18 protein-coding genes are annotated in these 15,763 nt (G+C 38.4%); 9 read left to right on the top strand and 9 right to left on the bottom strand.

Features of this window, described 5'->3' with window-relative positions:
• Positions 1–64: 64 nt before the first annotated feature.
• Complete coding sequence (locus AC1M87_RS01305; RefSeq protein ID WP_481592721.1) at positions 65–1,384, bottom strand: acyl-CoA dehydrogenase family protein; 1,320 nt, start codon at positions 1,382–1,384, stop codon at positions 65–67.
• A gap of 196 nt (positions 1,385–1,580) precedes the next feature.
• Between AC1M87_RS01305 and AC1M87_RS01300 the strand changes: the two genes are divergently transcribed.
• Complete coding sequence (locus tag AC1M87_RS01300) at positions 1,581–1,790, top strand: hypothetical protein (RefSeq protein ID WP_481588241.1); 210 nt, start codon at positions 1,581–1,583, stop codon at positions 1,788–1,790.
• Positions 1,791–1,835: 45 nt separating this feature from the next.
• Here the strand turns inward: AC1M87_RS01300 and bioB are convergent, their stop codons facing one another.
• A complete protein-coding gene (gene bioB / locus AC1M87_RS01295; protein WP_481592720.1) occupies positions 1,836–2,825 on the bottom strand; it encodes a biotin synthase BioB in 990 nt (329 codons plus the stop codon).
• A gap of 290 nt (positions 2,826–3,115) precedes the next feature.
• Positions 3,116–4,219, bottom strand: a complete 1,104-nt coding sequence (gene queG, locus AC1M87_RS01290; RefSeq protein ID WP_481588239.1) for a tRNA epoxyqueuosine(34) reductase QueG — start codon at positions 4,217–4,219, stop codon at positions 3,116–3,118.
• Between the two features lie 20 nt (positions 4,220–4,239).
• Here queG and AC1M87_RS01285 point away from each other — a divergent pair, with 20 nt between their 5' ends.
• Together AC1M87_RS01285 and AC1M87_RS01280 are read left to right on the top strand one after the other, a co-directional pair.
• Positions 4,240–5,751, top strand: coding sequence for an NAD(P)H-hydrate dehydratase (locus AC1M87_RS01285; protein WP_481592719.1), 1,512 nt, complete (start codon positions 4,240–4,242; stop codon positions 5,749–5,751).
• Positions 5,752–5,766: 15 nt separating this feature from the next.
• Positions 5,767–6,045, top strand: coding sequence for an acylphosphatase (locus AC1M87_RS01280; protein ID WP_092766403.1), 279 nt, complete (start codon positions 5,767–5,769; stop codon positions 6,043–6,045).
• Positions 6,046–6,068: 23 nt separating this feature from the next.
• Here the strand turns inward: AC1M87_RS01280 and ruvC are convergent, their stop codons facing one another.
• Positions 6,069–6,614: a crossover junction endodeoxyribonuclease RuvC gene (ruvC, locus tag AC1M87_RS01275; RefSeq protein WP_035263804.1), complete on the bottom strand. Its 546-nt coding sequence runs from the start codon at positions 6,612–6,614 to the stop codon at positions 6,069–6,071.
• A 122-nt stretch (positions 6,615–6,736) separates the two neighbouring features.
• Here ruvC and AC1M87_RS01270 point away from each other — a divergent pair, with 122 nt between their 5' ends.
• Together AC1M87_RS01270 and AC1M87_RS01265 are read left to right on the top strand one after the other, a co-directional pair.
• The gene (locus tag AC1M87_RS01270) at positions 6,737–7,321 is read left to right on the top strand and encodes an FxsA family protein (RefSeq protein WP_035263802.1); all 585 of its coding nucleotides are present in this window, start codon (positions 6,737–6,739) and stop codon (positions 7,319–7,321) included.
• Positions 7,322–7,427: 106 nt separating this feature from the next.
• Complete coding sequence (locus AC1M87_RS01265; RefSeq protein WP_481592718.1) at positions 7,428–8,069, top strand: LysE family transporter; 642 nt, start codon at positions 7,428–7,430, stop codon at positions 8,067–8,069.
• On the opposite strand, the gene AC1M87_RS01260 is transcribed toward AC1M87_RS01265, so the two are convergent.
• Complete coding sequence (locus AC1M87_RS01260) at positions 8,013–8,222, bottom strand: hypothetical protein (RefSeq protein ID WP_481592717.1); 210 nt, start codon at positions 8,220–8,222, stop codon at positions 8,013–8,015. The two genes, AC1M87_RS01265 and AC1M87_RS01260, sit on opposite strands and share 57 nt — an antisense overlap.
• A gap of 307 nt (positions 8,223–8,529) precedes the next feature.
• Here AC1M87_RS01260 and AC1M87_RS01255 point away from each other — a divergent pair, with 307 nt between their 5' ends.
• Positions 8,530–8,772 (top strand): hypothetical protein, encoded by a 243-nt coding sequence (locus tag AC1M87_RS01255; protein ID WP_035263796.1) that lies wholly within the window; start codon positions 8,530–8,532, stop codon positions 8,770–8,772.
• A 45-nt stretch (positions 8,773–8,817) separates the two neighbouring features.
• Here the strand turns inward: AC1M87_RS01255 and metK are convergent, their stop codons facing one another.
• On the bottom strand, positions 8,818–9,984 hold the full coding sequence (gene metK / locus AC1M87_RS01250; RefSeq protein WP_035263794.1) for a methionine adenosyltransferase: 1,167 nt from the start codon (positions 9,982–9,984) through the stop codon (positions 8,818–8,820).
• A 442-nt stretch (positions 9,985–10,426) separates the two neighbouring features.
• Between metK and tkt the strand changes: the two genes are divergently transcribed.
• A complete protein-coding gene (gene tkt / locus AC1M87_RS01245; protein WP_481592716.1) occupies positions 10,427–12,415 on the top strand; it encodes a transketolase in 1,989 nt (662 codons plus the stop codon).
• A gap of 114 nt (positions 12,416–12,529) precedes the next feature.
• Positions 12,530–12,745 (top strand): hypothetical protein, encoded by a 216-nt coding sequence (locus AC1M87_RS01240; protein WP_035263790.1) that lies wholly within the window; start codon positions 12,530–12,532, stop codon positions 12,743–12,745.
• A gap of 60 nt (positions 12,746–12,805) precedes the next feature.
• On the opposite strand, the gene AC1M87_RS01235 is transcribed toward AC1M87_RS01240, so the two are convergent.
• Positions 12,806–13,333, bottom strand: coding sequence for a nuclear transport factor 2 family protein (locus tag AC1M87_RS01235; RefSeq protein WP_481592715.1), 528 nt, complete (start codon positions 13,331–13,333; stop codon positions 12,806–12,808).
• 330 nt (positions 13,334–13,663) lie between these two features.
• Here AC1M87_RS01235 and AC1M87_RS01230 point away from each other — a divergent pair, with 330 nt between their 5' ends.
• A complete protein-coding gene (locus AC1M87_RS01230; protein WP_481587112.1) occupies positions 13,664–14,251 on the top strand; it encodes a YceI family protein in 588 nt (195 codons plus the stop codon).
• A gap of 47 nt (positions 14,252–14,298) precedes the next feature.
• Here AC1M87_RS01230 and AC1M87_RS01225 read toward each other — a convergent pair whose 3' ends face one another.
• Together AC1M87_RS01225 and AC1M87_RS01220 are read right to left on the bottom strand one after the other, a co-directional pair.
• Positions 14,299–14,925, bottom strand: a complete 627-nt coding sequence (locus tag AC1M87_RS01225; RefSeq protein ID WP_481592714.1) for a LysE family transporter — start codon at positions 14,923–14,925, stop codon at positions 14,299–14,301.
• Between the two features lie 94 nt (positions 14,926–15,019).
• A complete protein-coding gene (locus tag AC1M87_RS01220; RefSeq protein WP_481592713.1) occupies positions 15,020–15,721 on the bottom strand; it encodes a glutamine amidotransferase in 702 nt (233 codons plus the stop codon).
• Positions 15,722–15,763: the final 42 nt, after the last annotated feature.

Raw genomic sequence — 15,763 nt, 5'->3', positions numbered from 1 at the left:
GATCACTTTAAAAAACACTAAAAAAAGACACTAAAGAATAGTGTCTTAACGATTTAAAGCGAGCTTAAGAAGCCTTATCTGTTTGCAGAAGCCCTGATTCATCAACTTTACCGATACGCCATTGATAAGGGGGCAACGCACCATTTACGCTAAAGTCTCCGACAATTCGATCTTTATAAATTCTTGGGTTGTGTGATGCGAGCGTACGAATATTTCGCCAGAAACGATCTAAAGCTAAGTTTTTATCAGTGGCTGATGCTCCTAGAGCATCAAAAATGATGGTCGAAGCATTTAATGCAAGTGTGGTGATAATGGTTTGAGATTGAGCAACCTCTAATTCTGCTATGGCATTTTGATCTGCTTCGAGTTGTTCATTATCATTCAACCCAGCTTCAAAAGCACGTTGTATAGCCTGTGCATTTTTTTCAATAATTGCTGCAGTGGTGTACGCGACACCACGAATTTGACCCACCACTTGTAGGATTTGAGCATCATTACGGACGAAGGAAGCATTGGCATGCGTATAATTTCTTTCACGTTTATAAACCTCAGCTGATACTTCATAGCTTGCTGCTCTTGTAAGCCCTGAAATAATTGCCAATTGAATCAGTTGATAGAATGCTGCTGAATATTTAAAGCGCTGTTGGTCTCCGATGACATCTTGTTGATTCACAACAACATCAGTGAACTTAGTAGTACCACTTGCTGTAAGAATTTGACCAAAACCATTCCAGTCATCCACAATCTCAACACCTTCAGCATGTCGAGGGATTAGAATACTGGCTGATTCTCCATACAAATCAGTAATACCCACATCAATCCAGTCTGCATACAAGCTTCCTGTGGTATAAAATTTTTGTCCATTCAATATCGTGCGTCCCTCAGCATCTTTGGAAAGTCTCGTTTTAAATTCATGAATGGACTCATTTCCACCTTCAGACCATGCGCTTCCAATAATTTGACCTTGAGCCACTCTAGGAAGCCATATAGATTTAAACTGTGGGTCGCGGCTGAGCAGTAAATCTTCCACAAAGCCAAAATGTACGCGAAGTGCCTGCGGTAAATTTGCATCAGCTTCGGAAAGTTCGATTAATAGATTAAATAATTCTGGAATAGTTGCATCAAATCCACCTTGCGAACTGGGTAAGCGAAGTCTCGTAAAACCGATGTCTTTTAACCATTGAATCTGTTCAAAAGCTAAAATTCGCTTTTCTTCGCGTTCTGATCGCGAAGCTTTGATTTTTTCAAATGTTGGTCTAAATAACGAGGCGAGGCTTTCATAACGTGAAGATGGTCCTTGTCCCCATACAGCATTAATTTGTGTGGTCAGTGCGCTGGGACGGTGTTGTAATGCAGTTTGAGTTTTTAAATTAATGATATTCATAATACTCAGTCTTTATTTTAAATTGAAATAAAATAATAGCGCTTATAAAATGTGTGGAAATCGATTTATTGTGATATGTAAATATAATATATTGGATTAAAGGAAATTTAGATATTATCTTAAATAAAAAAAATGATATTCAATAAAATGAATTGAGATATAATAATATTGTGATTGAAAAAAGGATTTAAATTAAATGAGTAAAGATTTTAAATCGAATACTTATATTTGTGATGATCATGTCATAGATACGATTTATTGGTTGATGCACCACCAAGATAGTTATGATCGGTTTGAGTTTGATGCATTTAGTCAAAAAATAACGGTACACCATGCCAATGGAACAGATGAAATTAAGCCGGGACAGTATCTTAATGCCAGTTATGGCATATTGATCACATCATAAAAACCGAAGCAAAGCTTCGGTTTTTAATTAAGCGAAGCTTTGAAATTAACTTGCCATTGCATCTATAGTCAGCTCTGATACAGTCGGCTTCGCTTTTTCTGCTTTTAGACCTAACTTATCGAATAACTGCTTATCTTTGCCTTCACCAGCATTAGGTGTCGTTAAAAGCTTTTCACCTGAGAACAAAGAGTTAGCACCTGCCATAAACGCTAAAGCTTGATCAGAATCAGAAAGAGATTCACGACCCGCTGAAAGTCTTATATAACTTTTTGGCATGATAATGCGCGCTACGGCAATAGTGCGAATCCATTCAGTCACATCGAGTTTTTCAACATCTGCTAAGGGTGTGCCTTCGATCGGTACAAGCATGTTGATTGGTACCGATTCTGGATGAATAGCTAAGGTCGCAAGTTCATGTAATAGACCAATACGATCTTGAGTATCTTCACCTAAGCCAACAATTCCACCGCTACACACTTTCATGCCTGCTTGGCGTACAAAGTCTAAAGTATTTAAACGATCATCATAAGTGCGTGTGGTAATCACATTTGGATAGTACTCACGAGAGGTATCTAAATTGTGATTGTAATAATCTAAACCTGCTTCTTTTAAACGTTCCGCTTGTGATTGATTGAGCATCCCTAAGGTCATACAAGTTTCAAGTCCTAGGGCCTTTACCTCACGTACCATTTCAAGTACATAAGGCATATCGCGTTCATGAGGATTTCGCCATGCAGCACCCATACAAAAACGAGATGATCCAGAAGCGAGAGCTTCTTTGGCTTCATTAATTACTTTTTCAACAGCAATTCTTTTTTCGGCCTCAAGTTTGGAATCATAACGTGCAGATTGAGAACAGTATTTACAATCTTCAGGACATTTACCCGTTTTGATCGATAGTAATGTACTGACCTGAATGGTATTTGCATCAAAGTATTGACGATGCACGCGTTGTGCTTCGAAAATTAAGTCCATGAAAGGTTGTTCATAGAGTTTTTGTATTTCTTCACGCGTCCAATCATTGCGTACTTGCATAATTTATCCATCAATTAAAAAGCTACTTATTTGATCATACTGTAATTTTAATAATGCAAAATCGTAAAATATGACAATAATGACTCAAAAAAATTATCAAATTTGCCAACTCAATAGAAATTAATCATTGTGGATTTAGTTACAAACTTGACTATTTTTATGCGTTTTTCGCCGCAAAATTATTTTTTGGGAACTTGATGTTGAGAACTTGTTGCTAACGTGTGCTTAAAATTTCAGATCATGCTCAAAATGGTGATTTTGTCTTGTCAAGTCATCTTGGAAAAGTAGTGTTAATTGTTTCTTTTTGAGTGTTGTTCTTGTACTGCCCAGTCAATATGGATTTGCACAATCTCACTAGACTGATTTCTTTTTAGTATCAATTGCTCAATATTGTTTGGATGATAGGGTGCATTCCCGATTCCAATCGCAATATTCCGCATAAAGCTTTCATAGCCTGTTCTACGCAGTGGACTGCCTTCTGTGTTGGCTAAGAATGTTGCTTCGTCCCATTGCCATAATTCCATTAAAGAAAGACGATCCAGCCCATGACGGGGATGGAAATCAGTAACCGTTGTGGTTTGTGCGAAACTATTCCAAGGACAAATCAGCTGGCAATCATCACATCCGAATACGCGATTACCTATGCCACGGCGTAGTTCTTCAGGAATCACACCTTGGTATTCAATGGTCAGATAGGCAATACATTTTCGGGCATCTAATTGATATGGCGCTACAATCGCCTGCGTTGGACAAATATCAATACATGCTGTACATGATCCGCAATGTGCACTGGCAGGCTCGTCAAAGGGTAATTCAAGAGAACTAAACAGTTCACCGAGTACAAAAAAGGAACCCGATTTTTTGTGGATGAGCAGGGTATGTTTACCTGTCCAACCCATACCTGCAGATTCAGCGAGTGATTTTTCAAAAATAGGGGCTGAATCGGCGAAAGGTCTTGATTCAAACGGACCGACTTTTTCACGAATAAGGTTTGAAAGTGTTTTTAATTTACCGCGCATGGTTTTATGGTAATCCCGTCCGCGTGCATATCGCGCAATAACGGCAGAATTAGGGAAATCAGGTACTGTTCGAGGTTGAGGTCGTTCAACCAAATAATTCATTCTGACGCAGATAATACTTTTTGTATGGGGAACCAACAGTGTTGGATTAGCACGTTTTTCCAAATTTTCTTCGAGGAACTTCATGTCACCATGAAATCCTTGATCTAAATATGCTTTTAATCGAGGTAATTCATCTTGAGCATCAGGTCGGGCAATGACACAATCAGCGAAGCCCAGTTCCAATGCTTGAGATTTAATCCAAGCTTTAAGCGCATGAGGATCAAATTGCTGTGTTGGAATACGAGCTGGTATAGATGAGAGAGATTGAGTCATAAATAAAAAAAGGAACGATAATGCATCAACAAGTTTATCACAGCAGTGAGATACAAGCTTGGGAACAGCGCTGGTTTGACGATCAAAATAGTGCTTTTGGTCTTATGCAGCAAGTTGCTTGGATGATGGCACAAGAAATCATCACAATTCTTCAAGGTATTGAAAAAAAGAAAATCCGTATCGCAGTCTGCTGCGGCAAAGGAAATAATGCAGGGGATGGTTATCTTGTTACGTACTATTTAGCACAGCACTCTTTATCACGACATTGTTCATTCAACCAAAATCTAGAAATCGATATTTTTTCTTTTTCACAAGTCGATCATCACTCGGCTGACTCCTTGCAGAGTGCTTATAAAATGAGTCAATCCATACCACTTAAGCAGTTCACCGATCTGAACCATTGTAAGGGTTATGATGTCTATATTGATGCATTGTTTGGAATTGGAATTAATCGTACTTTAAGTGAAGACTGGCAGAGAATTATCCATCATATTAATGAGCAAGACGGCGTCAAAATTGCGATTGATATGCCGAGCGGTTTAGATGCAAATACAGGTCAACCATTACCAATGGCTATTCATGCTCAGCATACGCTTACCGCACTCGCATATAAGGTAGGGCAATTTGTAGGGCGTGCACAGGATTTTATAGGACATCTAAAACTCATTCCCATTTTACCATGTGACTCAGATTTAAAACCTGTGGCCCGATTAAGCCCAGTCAAAACAATTTTGCCGCGACGACACTCTACAGGACATAAAGGAACGTATGGGCATGTGCTCGTGATTGGCGGTCATGCACAAATGGGAGGTGCGGTGATTATGGCGGCTGAAGCTGCATTTGCCGCTGGGGCGGGTAAAGTCACGATCGTGTGTGATGCTAAACATCATTCAGCAATTTTGTCACGATCTCCCAATGTAATGGTGCAGGATATTAATCGTTTCGATCCATCACAACGAAAAAATTTGCTACAGCAAGTCGATTCGATTTGTTTTGGAATGGGGTTGGGACGTGATGATTGGGCAGCTGAGCAATATGATCAATGGATGAGTATTCTGTCCTCTATGAACAAACCGACTGTACTCGATGCTGATGCATTGTGGTTCTTATCTGAAAAGCCCATTCGACTCAATGAGAGAACTTACGCAACGCCACATCCTGGTGAGGCTGCAAAACTTTTACACTCTAGCGTGGCGGAAGTTGAGCATGACCGCATCAAAGCAATTAAACGATTACAAACACTGTATGCTGGTGAATGGGTATTAAAAGGTGCAGGAAGTTTAACGATTGACGCGCAGCAAACCATTTGGATTTGCACCCAAGGTAATCCAGGAATGGGTACAGGTGGAATGGGGGATATCCTTGCAGGAATGATTGCTAGTCTTAAAGGACAATTGTCTAATTCCATTCAACTTCATGAAATTGTTAACTTACATGCCATGGCAGGTGATGTATTGGCTCAACAGGGTAAACGTGGTTTGTTAGCTCAGAATATGGTTCAAGCGATTTATCAAATAGTAAATCTAAAATAAAATTCAGGGATAGATATGCGATATTTAAAATTAACGATACAAGGTCTTGTTCAAGGGGTCGGATTTCGTCGCTGGTTTATGGAACAAGCCTTAAAGTTGCATTTAACTGGTTACGTTAAAAATATGGATAATGGGGATGTGGAAGCTATCATTGTTGGCACATATAAAGATGTCAATGACATGATCAAACTGGCCATGGCAGGGCCTCATAATAGTAAAGTTAAGCAAATCTTCTATGAAGACTTAATTGACATCAAAGAGCGTGATTTCGATAACTTTCAAATTCGCCAATAAGTGCATTGAGTGTCGAGAGACTTTTAACGTCGACGACTACTGCTGCGGCTTCGTCCACGTGCCATTCCACCTAAAGCATTTAAGACAGCCAATTTACTCATACTGCCAGAGGCATGTGCATGGCAAATTGCTGCGGCAAGTGCATCTGCAGCATCGGCTTGTGGTTTAATACTTAAATTAAGTATGCGCATAACCATCATTTGAACCTGTTCTTTATCAGCAGCGCCATAGCCAACAACAGATTGTTTAATTTGACGCGCAGTATATTCAGCCACTTGTAGATCTAAATTGACCAATGCCGCTATAGCTGCACCGCGTGCTTGACCAAGTTTTAAGGCAGAGTCAGGATTGACCGCCATAAATACCTGTTCCACAGCAGCTTCGGTAGGACCATGAAATTTAACGATTCTTTCAATGCCTGAAAAAATTCGTTTTAGACGCTCAGGCATGTCAGGTGTTTCAGTGCGAATTGTTCCAGCATCAACAAAAGTGAGTTTTTGCCCCTCTTTTTGAATAATACCGTAACCTGTTAGACGTGAACCAGGATCAATTCCGATAATTAATGACATTCCATGACTTTAAAAATAAAATAATGCCCATATTGTTACATAAGCGTATGAAAAAAGCTTGATACAGATTGAGCAGATGATTACGACCCTATATTTAAATTTTTGAGATTAGATTACATTTCATGAAATTAGCTCTTATTGTTTTAATCGGTATAGTCCTTGAAATCTTCGTATGGGTCGGTGTGGGTGATCTAGTCGGAAGTATGTGGTATGTATTCTTCTGGTTTATTGCTGCATTCTTTATTGGTTTAAATATGGTTCGTTCTCATGCATCAGGTTTAATGCCACAGATGCAGCAAATGCAACAAGGTCATATGAGTGCTGATCCGAATTTGACCAATAACTTACCTAAAATTATTGCGGGTATTTTCCTTTTAATTCCGGGGTTAATTTCCGATCTATTCGCCTTACTTATTCTAATTCCACCTGTTCAAACAGCATTTAAAGCGGTGATGATGAAAACCATGATGAAGCGTCAGCAAGCCATGATGGAAAAAATGATGGGTGGTATGATGGGAGATATGGGCGGCATGGGTGGTCAAGCAAATGGTCAGAATCCATTTGCAGATTTAATGCGCCAAATGCAAGAAATGCAAAGCCAGCAGCACGGTCGTGGTTCAAATGACTCTACTATCATTGATGGTGAAGCAAGAGAAATTACACCTGAAGCAAAGAAAATTGAAATGAAAGACGTTAATCAAAAGTAAATTGCGCATGTTCAAAACCAGATGTAATGTCTGGTTTTTTTATTTTTGTATCTCGATTTTCCTAAAAAACAGTATAATTCAAACAATTTTTATTCATTTTTGATTTATGTCTCTATTACTTACCATCTGTGTCCTACATCTTGTTGCTCAATTGAGTCCTGGACCTGATATTTTGTTGATTGCCAAATGCGCAGCGTCAACCACAATCGCAAACACGTTGAAAGTTATTTTAGGTATTTCTATTGGAATTTTATTTTGGGTGATTTTAACTTTATCAGGTTTTGCACTTTTGATTGCCCAATTCCCATGGATTCAACAAGTCTTAATGTTAGTCGGTGGTTTATTTTTGGCAAAAATGGGCTGGGCGATGCTAAAGGGTGGTTGGCAAACCTATAAGTCTTTCAAACTTGATGCAATTGATGAAAATCAGTCACCTTTAAAAGCTGAAAAATACTTTCTGATGGGGTTGTTTACAAACCTATCCAATCCTAAAACACTGATTTATTTTAGTAGTGTATTTTCACTTGCCTTAACTGCTTCAGCACCAGAGATGTTGAAAATACAACTTGCATTCATTATTCCGATTCAAACGTTTTTAACCTTTACGTTTTTGATGGTCGTTTTAGCGCGCCCCAAAATTAAACAGCTCTACCAGCGTTCAGGGCATTACATAGATATGGCATCGGGTGGTCTATTTTTGATCTTTGCAGTCTGGTTGTGGATCGATGCGCTTATTATGCTTAACTGAATCTTGATCTAACTCTTCTGTTTGAGTCAGAATGAGCGTGTCTTGCTGATAACGTCTTGGTCGCAAAGTTGCTTCAGTATTTTCAGAACCTTGATAAGAGCGACTTCTGTTTGCTCTTTCTCTCAAGCCGCCTTTCTTAATTAATTGAACCATAGTCATATCATCATTTTTTCACTACGTTTATTTTACTTCAATTTATGATTTCCATGCGGATATGATGGGCGAGTGCGTGAATAAAATATGTATAATCTCTAGAAGAAAAAGAATGATAGAGCAGGTTGTCAAAAAAAATTCACATAGATATCTGATAATACAAGATATTGAATGAAGTCATAGATGATTGCTGTTTTATAGCTATATCATGAGGTTGATTATTGGTGAAGGCTTATATAGTATAAATATTAGCCTCTAAGGTGATGTAGATAAAAATAAAAAAGACAGTCAAATCGGGAGGATGAGTATGCTGTATCAGTATCATTGTGCGTGTTGCGACAAGGTGGTTGCTTCGACAGACAAAGTGTGTTCTGAATGTGGGTCACAAAATATCAGAACACCTTATGGTTTTTGGATATTTTGTATTATTGCGTGTTTAGCCGCAGCCATTGTGTTTAAAGTGGCCCATTTATATTTACAAGATAACCAAAATGTTCCTGTGAAGCAGTCGTTTTTGGACACGCTTCATCAAAGTGATAAAGCAAATTGAATCTATAAAAAAGCCCACATCAATGTGGGCTTTTTTATTTGGAAATTACAAACCAGCTGATGCTTTAAGCGCTTCAACTTTGTCTGTCTTTTCCCAAGTGAATGCAGTATCAGAACCTTCACGACCAAAGTGACCATATGCAGCAGTTTGCTTATACATCGGTTGAATGAGATTCAACATACGTGTAATACCATATGGACGTAAATCGAAATGCTCACGTACCAATGCAATAATCAATTCTTCAGAAACCTTAGCAGTATTGAATGTATTGATTGAGATAGATGTTGGTTCAGCAACACCAATCGCATAAGACACTTGAATTTCACATTTATCGGCTAAACCAGCGGCAACAATATTTTTTGCAACATATCGACCAGCATAAGCAGCAGAGCGGTCTACTTTAGATGGATCTTTACCAGAGAAAGCACCACCACCGTGACGAGCCATACCACCATATGTATCTACAATGATTTTACGACCTGTTAAACCACAGTCACCGACTGGACCACCAATCACAAACATACCAGTAGGATTGATGTGGAATTTGGTATCCGCATGGAACATATCTGCTGGAATTACTTTTTTCACGATTTCTTCAATGACAGCTTCTTTTAAATCAGTCTGTGAAATCTCAGGATCGTGTTGAGTCGATAATACGACCGCATCTAAACGAACAGGTACACCATTTTCATATGCAAAAGTCACTTGGCTTTTCGCATCTGGACGTAACCATGGCAGACTTCCGTTACGACGAAGTTCTGCTTGTTTTTCCATAAGACGGTGCGCATACGAAATAGGAGCAGGCATTAAAACATCTGTTTCGCGACTCGCGTAGCCAAACATTAAACCCTGATCGCCAGCACCTTGATCTTCAGGTTTTTGACGATCTACACCTTGAGCAATTTCAGGAGATTGTTTGCCAATCATGTTGATGACAGCACAAGTCGAACCATCGAAACCTAAATCAGAATGATGGTATCCAATGCCATTTACGGTTTGGCGTACAATTGCTTCAAAGTCTACATTTGCAGTTGTTGTGATTTCACCTGCAAGAACAACAGCACCTGTTTTTACAAGCGTTTCACAAGCAACCCGTGCATATGGGTCTTCTTTTAAGATTGCATCCAAAATAGCATCACTGATTTGGTCAGCCATTTTATCTGGATGGCCTTCGCTTACAGATTCTGAAGTAAATACAGCGTACTCGCGCATAAGTCCTATCACAGTTATTTCTAAAGACGCAATATGGTACATCGACTTAGCGTTAAGGACTAGCTTAACCTGACTAAAAAGCATGAATTTATGTCATTTTTGTGTTTTTTTAATTGATATCATCATCTGTTAAATTGATAAGTGAAAACTTTTGTATAAGACTTATTCTTTTAAGACTGAGCTGAAATAAAAAACAGCTTAAGTGGGTACGAAAGAATGTGAATACATGATTCAACATCAGTACTTTAAAAAAAGGCCAAGCGACTAAAAAATATTGGATTGAATTGAATATTGATAAAACCGACTCGCATTGTATGAATTTTTTCGCTTTAGGGCTGAAATATACGTTTCTGGGCTTTACGCTGTTTGATTTTTTTAAGACAATACACCCAGTTTTTGAATTTTATTCATTTCCCATCTTTAATTTATCGGACACTGATCTATGACAACCCCGCTGAATGAACGTCGCATTGCTAACGCAATTCGTGTACTTGCAATGGATGCTGTGCAAAAAGCAAATTCTGGACATCCAGGTGCACCAATGGGGATGGCTGATATTGCTGATGTTGTATGGCGTGAATTCTTAAATCACAATCCGACAAACCCTCAGTGGGCTAACCGTGACCGTTTTGTATTGTCAAATGGTCATGGCTCAATGCTTCAATATGCACTATTACATTTGACTGGCTATGATCTTTCAATTGAAGATTTAAAAGCATTCCGTCAATTGCATTCTAAAACACCGGGGCACCCAGAATTAGGTTATGCACCTGGTATCGAAACAACCACTGGTCCATTGGGTCAGGGTATCGCGAATGCTGTTGGTTTTGCTTTGGCTGAAAAAACCTTAGCAGCGCAATTCAACAAAGAAGACATTAAAGTTGTTGATCATTTCACTTACTGTTTCTTAGGTGACGGCTGTTTAATGGAAGGTGTGTCTCATGAAGCATGTTCATTGGCAGGTACTTTGGGTCTAGGTAAATTAATTGCTTACTATGACGACAATGGTATTTCAATTGATGGTGAAGTAGAAGGTTGGTTCTCTGACGATACAGAACAACGCTTCTTAGCTTATGGCTGGCAAGTATTGAAAGTTGATGGTCACGATGCAGATGCATTACGTGCGGCAACTTTAGAAGCTAAAGCTGAAACGAAGAAACCAACAATCATTATCTGTAAAACGATTATTGGTTTAGGTTCACCAAACAAACAAGGTAAAGAAGATTGCCATGGTGCACCACTGGGTAACGACGAAATCGCATTAACACGTGAAGCGTTGGGTTGGACTGAAGGTCCATTCGAAATTCCTGTTGACGTTTATGCTGCATGGGACGCGAAAGAAAAAGGTCAACAAGCAGAAGCAGCTTGGAACGAAGTATTTGCACAATATGAAGCAAAATATCCTACTGAAGCGGCTGATCTTAAACGTCGTTTAAGCGGTGAATTACCTGCTGACTTCGTTGCAAAAGCGGATGCGTATATTGCTGAAGTAAACGCAAAAGCTGAAACCATCGCAACACGTAAAGCAAGCCAAAATGCAATCCAAGCATTTGCCCCAATGCTGTCAGAAATCTTAGGTGGTTCTGCTGACTTAGCAGGTTCTAACTTAACACTTTGGAAAGGCGCACAAGGCGTTCAAGACAATGCTGCAGGTAACTACGTACACTATGGTGTACGTGAGTTCGGTATGACTGCAATCGCAAACGGTGTTGCACTTCACGGTGGTTTCATTCCTTACGTAGCAACATTCCTCATGTTTATGGAATATGCACGTAACGCAGTACGTATGTCTGCATTGATGAAACAACGTGTGATTCATGTTTACACACACGATTCTATTGGTTTGGGTGAAGATGGTCCAACACACCAACCAATTGAACAAATCGCATCTTTACGTGGTACACCAAACCTCAACACATGGCGCCCATGTGACACAGTTGAAGCAGCAATTTCTTGGAAATCTGCGTTAACACGTTCTGAAGGTCCAACTGCGTTGATCTTCTCTCGTCAAAACTTAGCATTCCAAACACGCACAGAGGCACAAATTGCTGATGTTGCGAAAGGTGGTTATGTATTGGCTGAAGAAAAAGGCGAATTGAAAGCGATCATCATTGCAACAGGTTCAGAAGTTGCATTGGCAATGGAAGCTTATGCACAGCTTGAAGGTGTGCGTGTTGTGTCTATGCCATGTGCTGAAGAATTTGTGAAGCAAGATGCTGCTTACCGTGAGGCAGTTCTTCCATCTAACATTCGTGCACGTGTTGCTGTAGAAGCGGCACATGTAGATTACTGGTGGAAATTTGTAGGTCTAGATGGTCGTGTAATCGGTATGACTACGTATGGTGAATCTGCACCAGCGAAAGATTTGTTCCAACACTTCGGTATTACGACTGAAGCAGTTGTCGCAGCAGTGAAAGAAATTACTGCTTAATTCTTAGAATTAAGTGTTTTAAAAGGCGTCCCAACTGTGGGGCGTCTTTTTATTTTTATGTATCTATATAGATACATTCATTCCCTAGATTTCAGATTGGAAGTGAGTAGCGCAATGAGTTTGTATGAGCAAATTAGTGATGAAATTACTTTAATGGATGCGGGTGAGCAAAAGTGGATTGGTGAAGACTTACCACTTGAAGCGATGGTAGCAGTAGAATTATTGCTACAAGATATGGCTGAAGAGAAAATCATTAAAGTACGTCGAAAAAATCGTGAAAAAACTTCAGGATTAAAACAGATTGATCGTATTCTGATTGAAAAGCTTTAACAGTCATAAAAAAAGCCTCTTATGAGGCTTTTTTATTATCCTATTTTTATTATTTTACAGTTAATTAGCCGTAGTTTCTGACACGGTAAAATTTAATTTTGGATCAGCATTTTGTTGAATTGTCCATTCACCACTTACTCTGAAAGATGCAGCTGAAGCGTAAGTATCTTCCATAAACTGGAAATACGTGATTAAGCCATCTTTAACTATTGCTTTAATTGAAAAAGGTGAAGTAAAAGAGCGCTTAGCGTAAACAGATGTATAAGTAAATTGACCGAATACAGCCACTGTTTCATCTTCAGCTAAAATATCTGTGATTTGAAAATCATCGATCGTCCAATAAGTTCCGACATTAGAAAAAGTATAAATGTAGACATCACGACCTGTAGAAGTACCAGCCCAAGGTTCAATTTGTTTAAGTTCAGGATTATTAAAATTTAGCGAAGTATAAATGGCATCTTCAGCCACTAACTTTTCTGAAGCAATCGCTACTCTTGATTTATCAGTATTATATAAAAAAGCCAATACGACATCTTTAGGTGCTTTAGTTTTAAGCGCTTTATCAATCGCTTGTTGTTGTTCACTCATCATTATTCTCCAGTTCAAAGCGGTAATTTTAGTATTATAAATGAGACAAAATATTAGTATATTGTATAAATGTTTAATTTAATCTCATATTTAAGATATGTGTTGATGTTAACTGCTTATTAGGAGAAAGCTTAAAGATGAAAAACATGATCTATACACAAGTGATAGTCATAATCTGATCAAATTGATTTGATAAAAGTGACACCTTCTTAAGGTGCGTTCTAATCTTGCAACAAACTGTTCTATCTGTACTGATGCAAGAATTTCAGAATGCTATACATTATTCACTATCCATTTCATAAATGTTTTAAAAAATTCGAGGAAAAATTGATGAACTTTAAAACAATAGCGTTAAGTGCCGTAGTGCTTTCTGTAGCAACAGTTTCAGTTGCTAAACCAGTTGAGTATAAAATTGATCCAACTCATACAGCGACAGTATTTACTTGGGATCATTTTGGTTTTTCTACACCCTCAGGTAATTTTAGCGATATCCAAGGGACGATCAAAGTAGACAATGAAAAGCCTACGAATTCAGCAGTGAATGTTACAATTCCACTTTCAAGTATCAATACAAATGTTAAAGCATTAGATGAACATTTATTGAAACCAGATTTCTTTGATGCTGAAAAATATCCGAATATCACTTTTAAAAGTACTAAAGTTCAACCAAATGGTAAGAACAAGTATAAGATCACAGGTGATCTAACGATTAAAAATGTTACTAAGCCTGTCGTACTAGATGCTGTTTTGAATAAACAAGCTGAACATCCTATGACGAAAGCTCAGTCTATTGGTTTCAATGCAACGACTTCATTTGACCGTTCTGCATTCGGTGTTGGAGCATATGTGCCTAATGTAGGCGACAAAATCACGGTGAATATTACGACTGAAGCTTCAGTCGCAACTGATAAGAAATAATATTCTTCAAAAACAGTACATTTAAGAAAGCACCTACGGGTGCTTTTTTAATCGCGATTAAAAATTAAGAAACATCCAAAACTGATAAAAATACTACCTGTTATAAGATCAATCTTCTTGCTGATTTTTTGATATATTGTGTTTACTTGTTTAGCAGAAAAAATAAAAGCAACTATCGCAAACCAAATCAAGCTTTCAATAAAAATTAACATTAACAGTGAACTCTGCTGTATCAGAGTTGCATCACTATTCATCGCAAGCGCAAAAACACTACTGAAGTAAACTAATGCTTTAGGATTTGCCATATTGGTGAGAAAGCCTTGAATGAGTAAAGAACTGTATTTTTTCTTGACTATGCCTTTTGTAACGTAAGCTGAAGCAGGTTCTAATTTCGTTAGCCCTGATTTAAAGAGTTGAATGCCTAAATAAATGAGATAAACCCCTCCTAAAATCATCATAATTGTTTGGAACCAAGCCATTTTTTGGAATAGATAGTGTAATCCACTCATAGCACAAATTGCCCAAACTAAAATACTAAGAGAAATTCCTAATGCTGCAAAAAGTGCATGTATGCGAGACTGTCGAACGGCACTTTGCGTGACAAATAAAAAATCTGGTCCAGGACTAATAAGTGCAAAGAAATGAACGATGGCTAAACTGAACAGTGGTGACATTTATATCTTCATTATAATTTTTGGATATTGAATTTAGGTATAGCATAATCCAATATCCTGATCTACAGTTGGGTTGAAGGCATTCAAATCAAAATCATTTAATCTGTTCAATAAAATGGCTTAAGATTGAACCTGCCACAGATTCTAGCTTTTCAGCATAACGGTGGTTATCTGCACGTAATTGAGTAATATCGATACCCGCTTTACGCAATTCGCAAGTATGACCAATCAACCATTTCTCTAAACTATCTGAGGTCACTTCAGGATGGAACTGGAGTGCTAAAATATTAGATCCAACTTGAAAAGCCTGATTTTTATAAATTTGAGTGCTCGCCAGAAGTTTCGATTGCGCGGGAAGATCAAAGGTATCACCATGCCAATGCAAAACTGGCACACCATTTAAAGAATTTAGAACGTTGTCTTGCTCATTTATAATATCTACCGTACTCCAGCCAATTTCTTTGGTGTGGCCGGCATATACTGCACTACCCAAGGCTTTTGAAATGAGTTGAGCACCTAGACAGATGCCAAGCGTAGGGCGTTGAAGTTTTAATCTTTCTTTAAGTAAGTCTATTTCTGTTTGTAGGAAAGGGTAATCTTCTGTTTCATAAACACCAATCGGTCCACCCAAAATAATGGTCAGACCTTCGTAGTTTAATGCTACTGAAAGATCATCCACACCTGCATCAAAATATCTGACCCGATAACCCAGTTGATATAGTGTCTCCTCAAAAGAACCTAGATCTTCAAAGGCTAAATGCTGTATTGCATATACTGTTTCAGGAAGCTTTCTCATGATGTGACGTTCTTAAAAGAATGATGAGGAGATTATAGTATA

The organism is Acinetobacter sp. 24-47-62, assembly GCF_056779765.1.
The sequence above is the reverse complement of the archived record's forward strand: the minus strand, read 5'-3'. Positions and strand labels throughout refer to the sequence as shown.

Excerpts from the sequence above, each read along its gene's own strand:
- AC1M87_RS01305 (WP_481592721.1), bottom strand. The coding sequence starts at position 1,384 with ATGAATATCATTAATTTAAAAACTCAAACTGCATTACAACACCGTCCC.
- AC1M87_RS01300 (WP_481588241.1), top strand. The coding sequence starts at position 1,581 with ATGAGTAAAGATTTTAAATCGAATACTTATATTTGTGATGATCATGTC.
- bioB (WP_481592720.1), bottom strand. The coding sequence starts at position 2,825 with ATGCAAGTACGCAATGATTGGACGCGTGAAGAAATACAAAAACTCTAT.
- queG (WP_481588239.1), bottom strand. The coding sequence starts at position 4,219 with ATGACTCAATCTCTCTCATCTATACCAGCTCGTATTCCAACACAGCAA.
- AC1M87_RS01285 (WP_481592719.1), top strand. The coding sequence starts at position 4,240 with ATGCATCAACAAGTTTATCACAGCAGTGAGATACAAGCTTGGGAACAG.
- AC1M87_RS01280 (WP_092766403.1), top strand. The coding sequence starts at position 5,767 with ATGCGATATTTAAAATTAACGATACAAGGTCTTGTTCAAGGGGTCGGA.
- ruvC (WP_035263804.1), bottom strand. The coding sequence starts at position 6,614 with ATGTCATTAATTATCGGAATTGATCCTGGTTCACGTCTAACAGGTTAC.
- AC1M87_RS01270 (WP_035263802.1), top strand. The coding sequence starts at position 6,737 with ATGAAATTAGCTCTTATTGTTTTAATCGGTATAGTCCTTGAAATCTTC.
- AC1M87_RS01265 (WP_481592718.1), top strand. The coding sequence starts at position 7,428 with ATGTCTCTATTACTTACCATCTGTGTCCTACATCTTGTTGCTCAATTG.
- AC1M87_RS01260 (WP_481592717.1), bottom strand. The coding sequence starts at position 8,222 with ATGGTTCAATTAATTAAGAAAGGCGGCTTGAGAGAAAGAGCAAACAGA.
- AC1M87_RS01255 (WP_035263796.1), top strand. The coding sequence starts at position 8,530 with ATGCTGTATCAGTATCATTGTGCGTGTTGCGACAAGGTGGTTGCTTCG.
- metK (WP_035263794.1), bottom strand. The coding sequence starts at position 9,984 with ATGCGCGAGTACGCTGTATTTACTTCAGAATCTGTAAGCGAAGGCCAT.
- tkt (WP_481592716.1), top strand. The coding sequence starts at position 10,427 with ATGACAACCCCGCTGAATGAACGTCGCATTGCTAACGCAATTCGTGTA.
- AC1M87_RS01240 (WP_035263790.1), top strand. The coding sequence starts at position 12,530 with ATGAGTTTGTATGAGCAAATTAGTGATGAAATTACTTTAATGGATGCG.
- AC1M87_RS01235 (WP_481592715.1), bottom strand. The coding sequence starts at position 13,333 with ATGAGTGAACAACAACAAGCGATTGATAAAGCGCTTAAAACTAAAGCA.
- AC1M87_RS01230 (WP_481587112.1), top strand. The coding sequence starts at position 13,664 with ATGAACTTTAAAACAATAGCGTTAAGTGCCGTAGTGCTTTCTGTAGCA.
- AC1M87_RS01225 (WP_481592714.1), bottom strand. The coding sequence starts at position 14,925 with ATGTCACCACTGTTCAGTTTAGCCATCGTTCATTTCTTTGCACTTATT.
- AC1M87_RS01220 (WP_481592713.1), bottom strand. The coding sequence starts at position 15,721 with ATGAGAAAGCTTCCTGAAACAGTATATGCAATACAGCATTTAGCCTTT.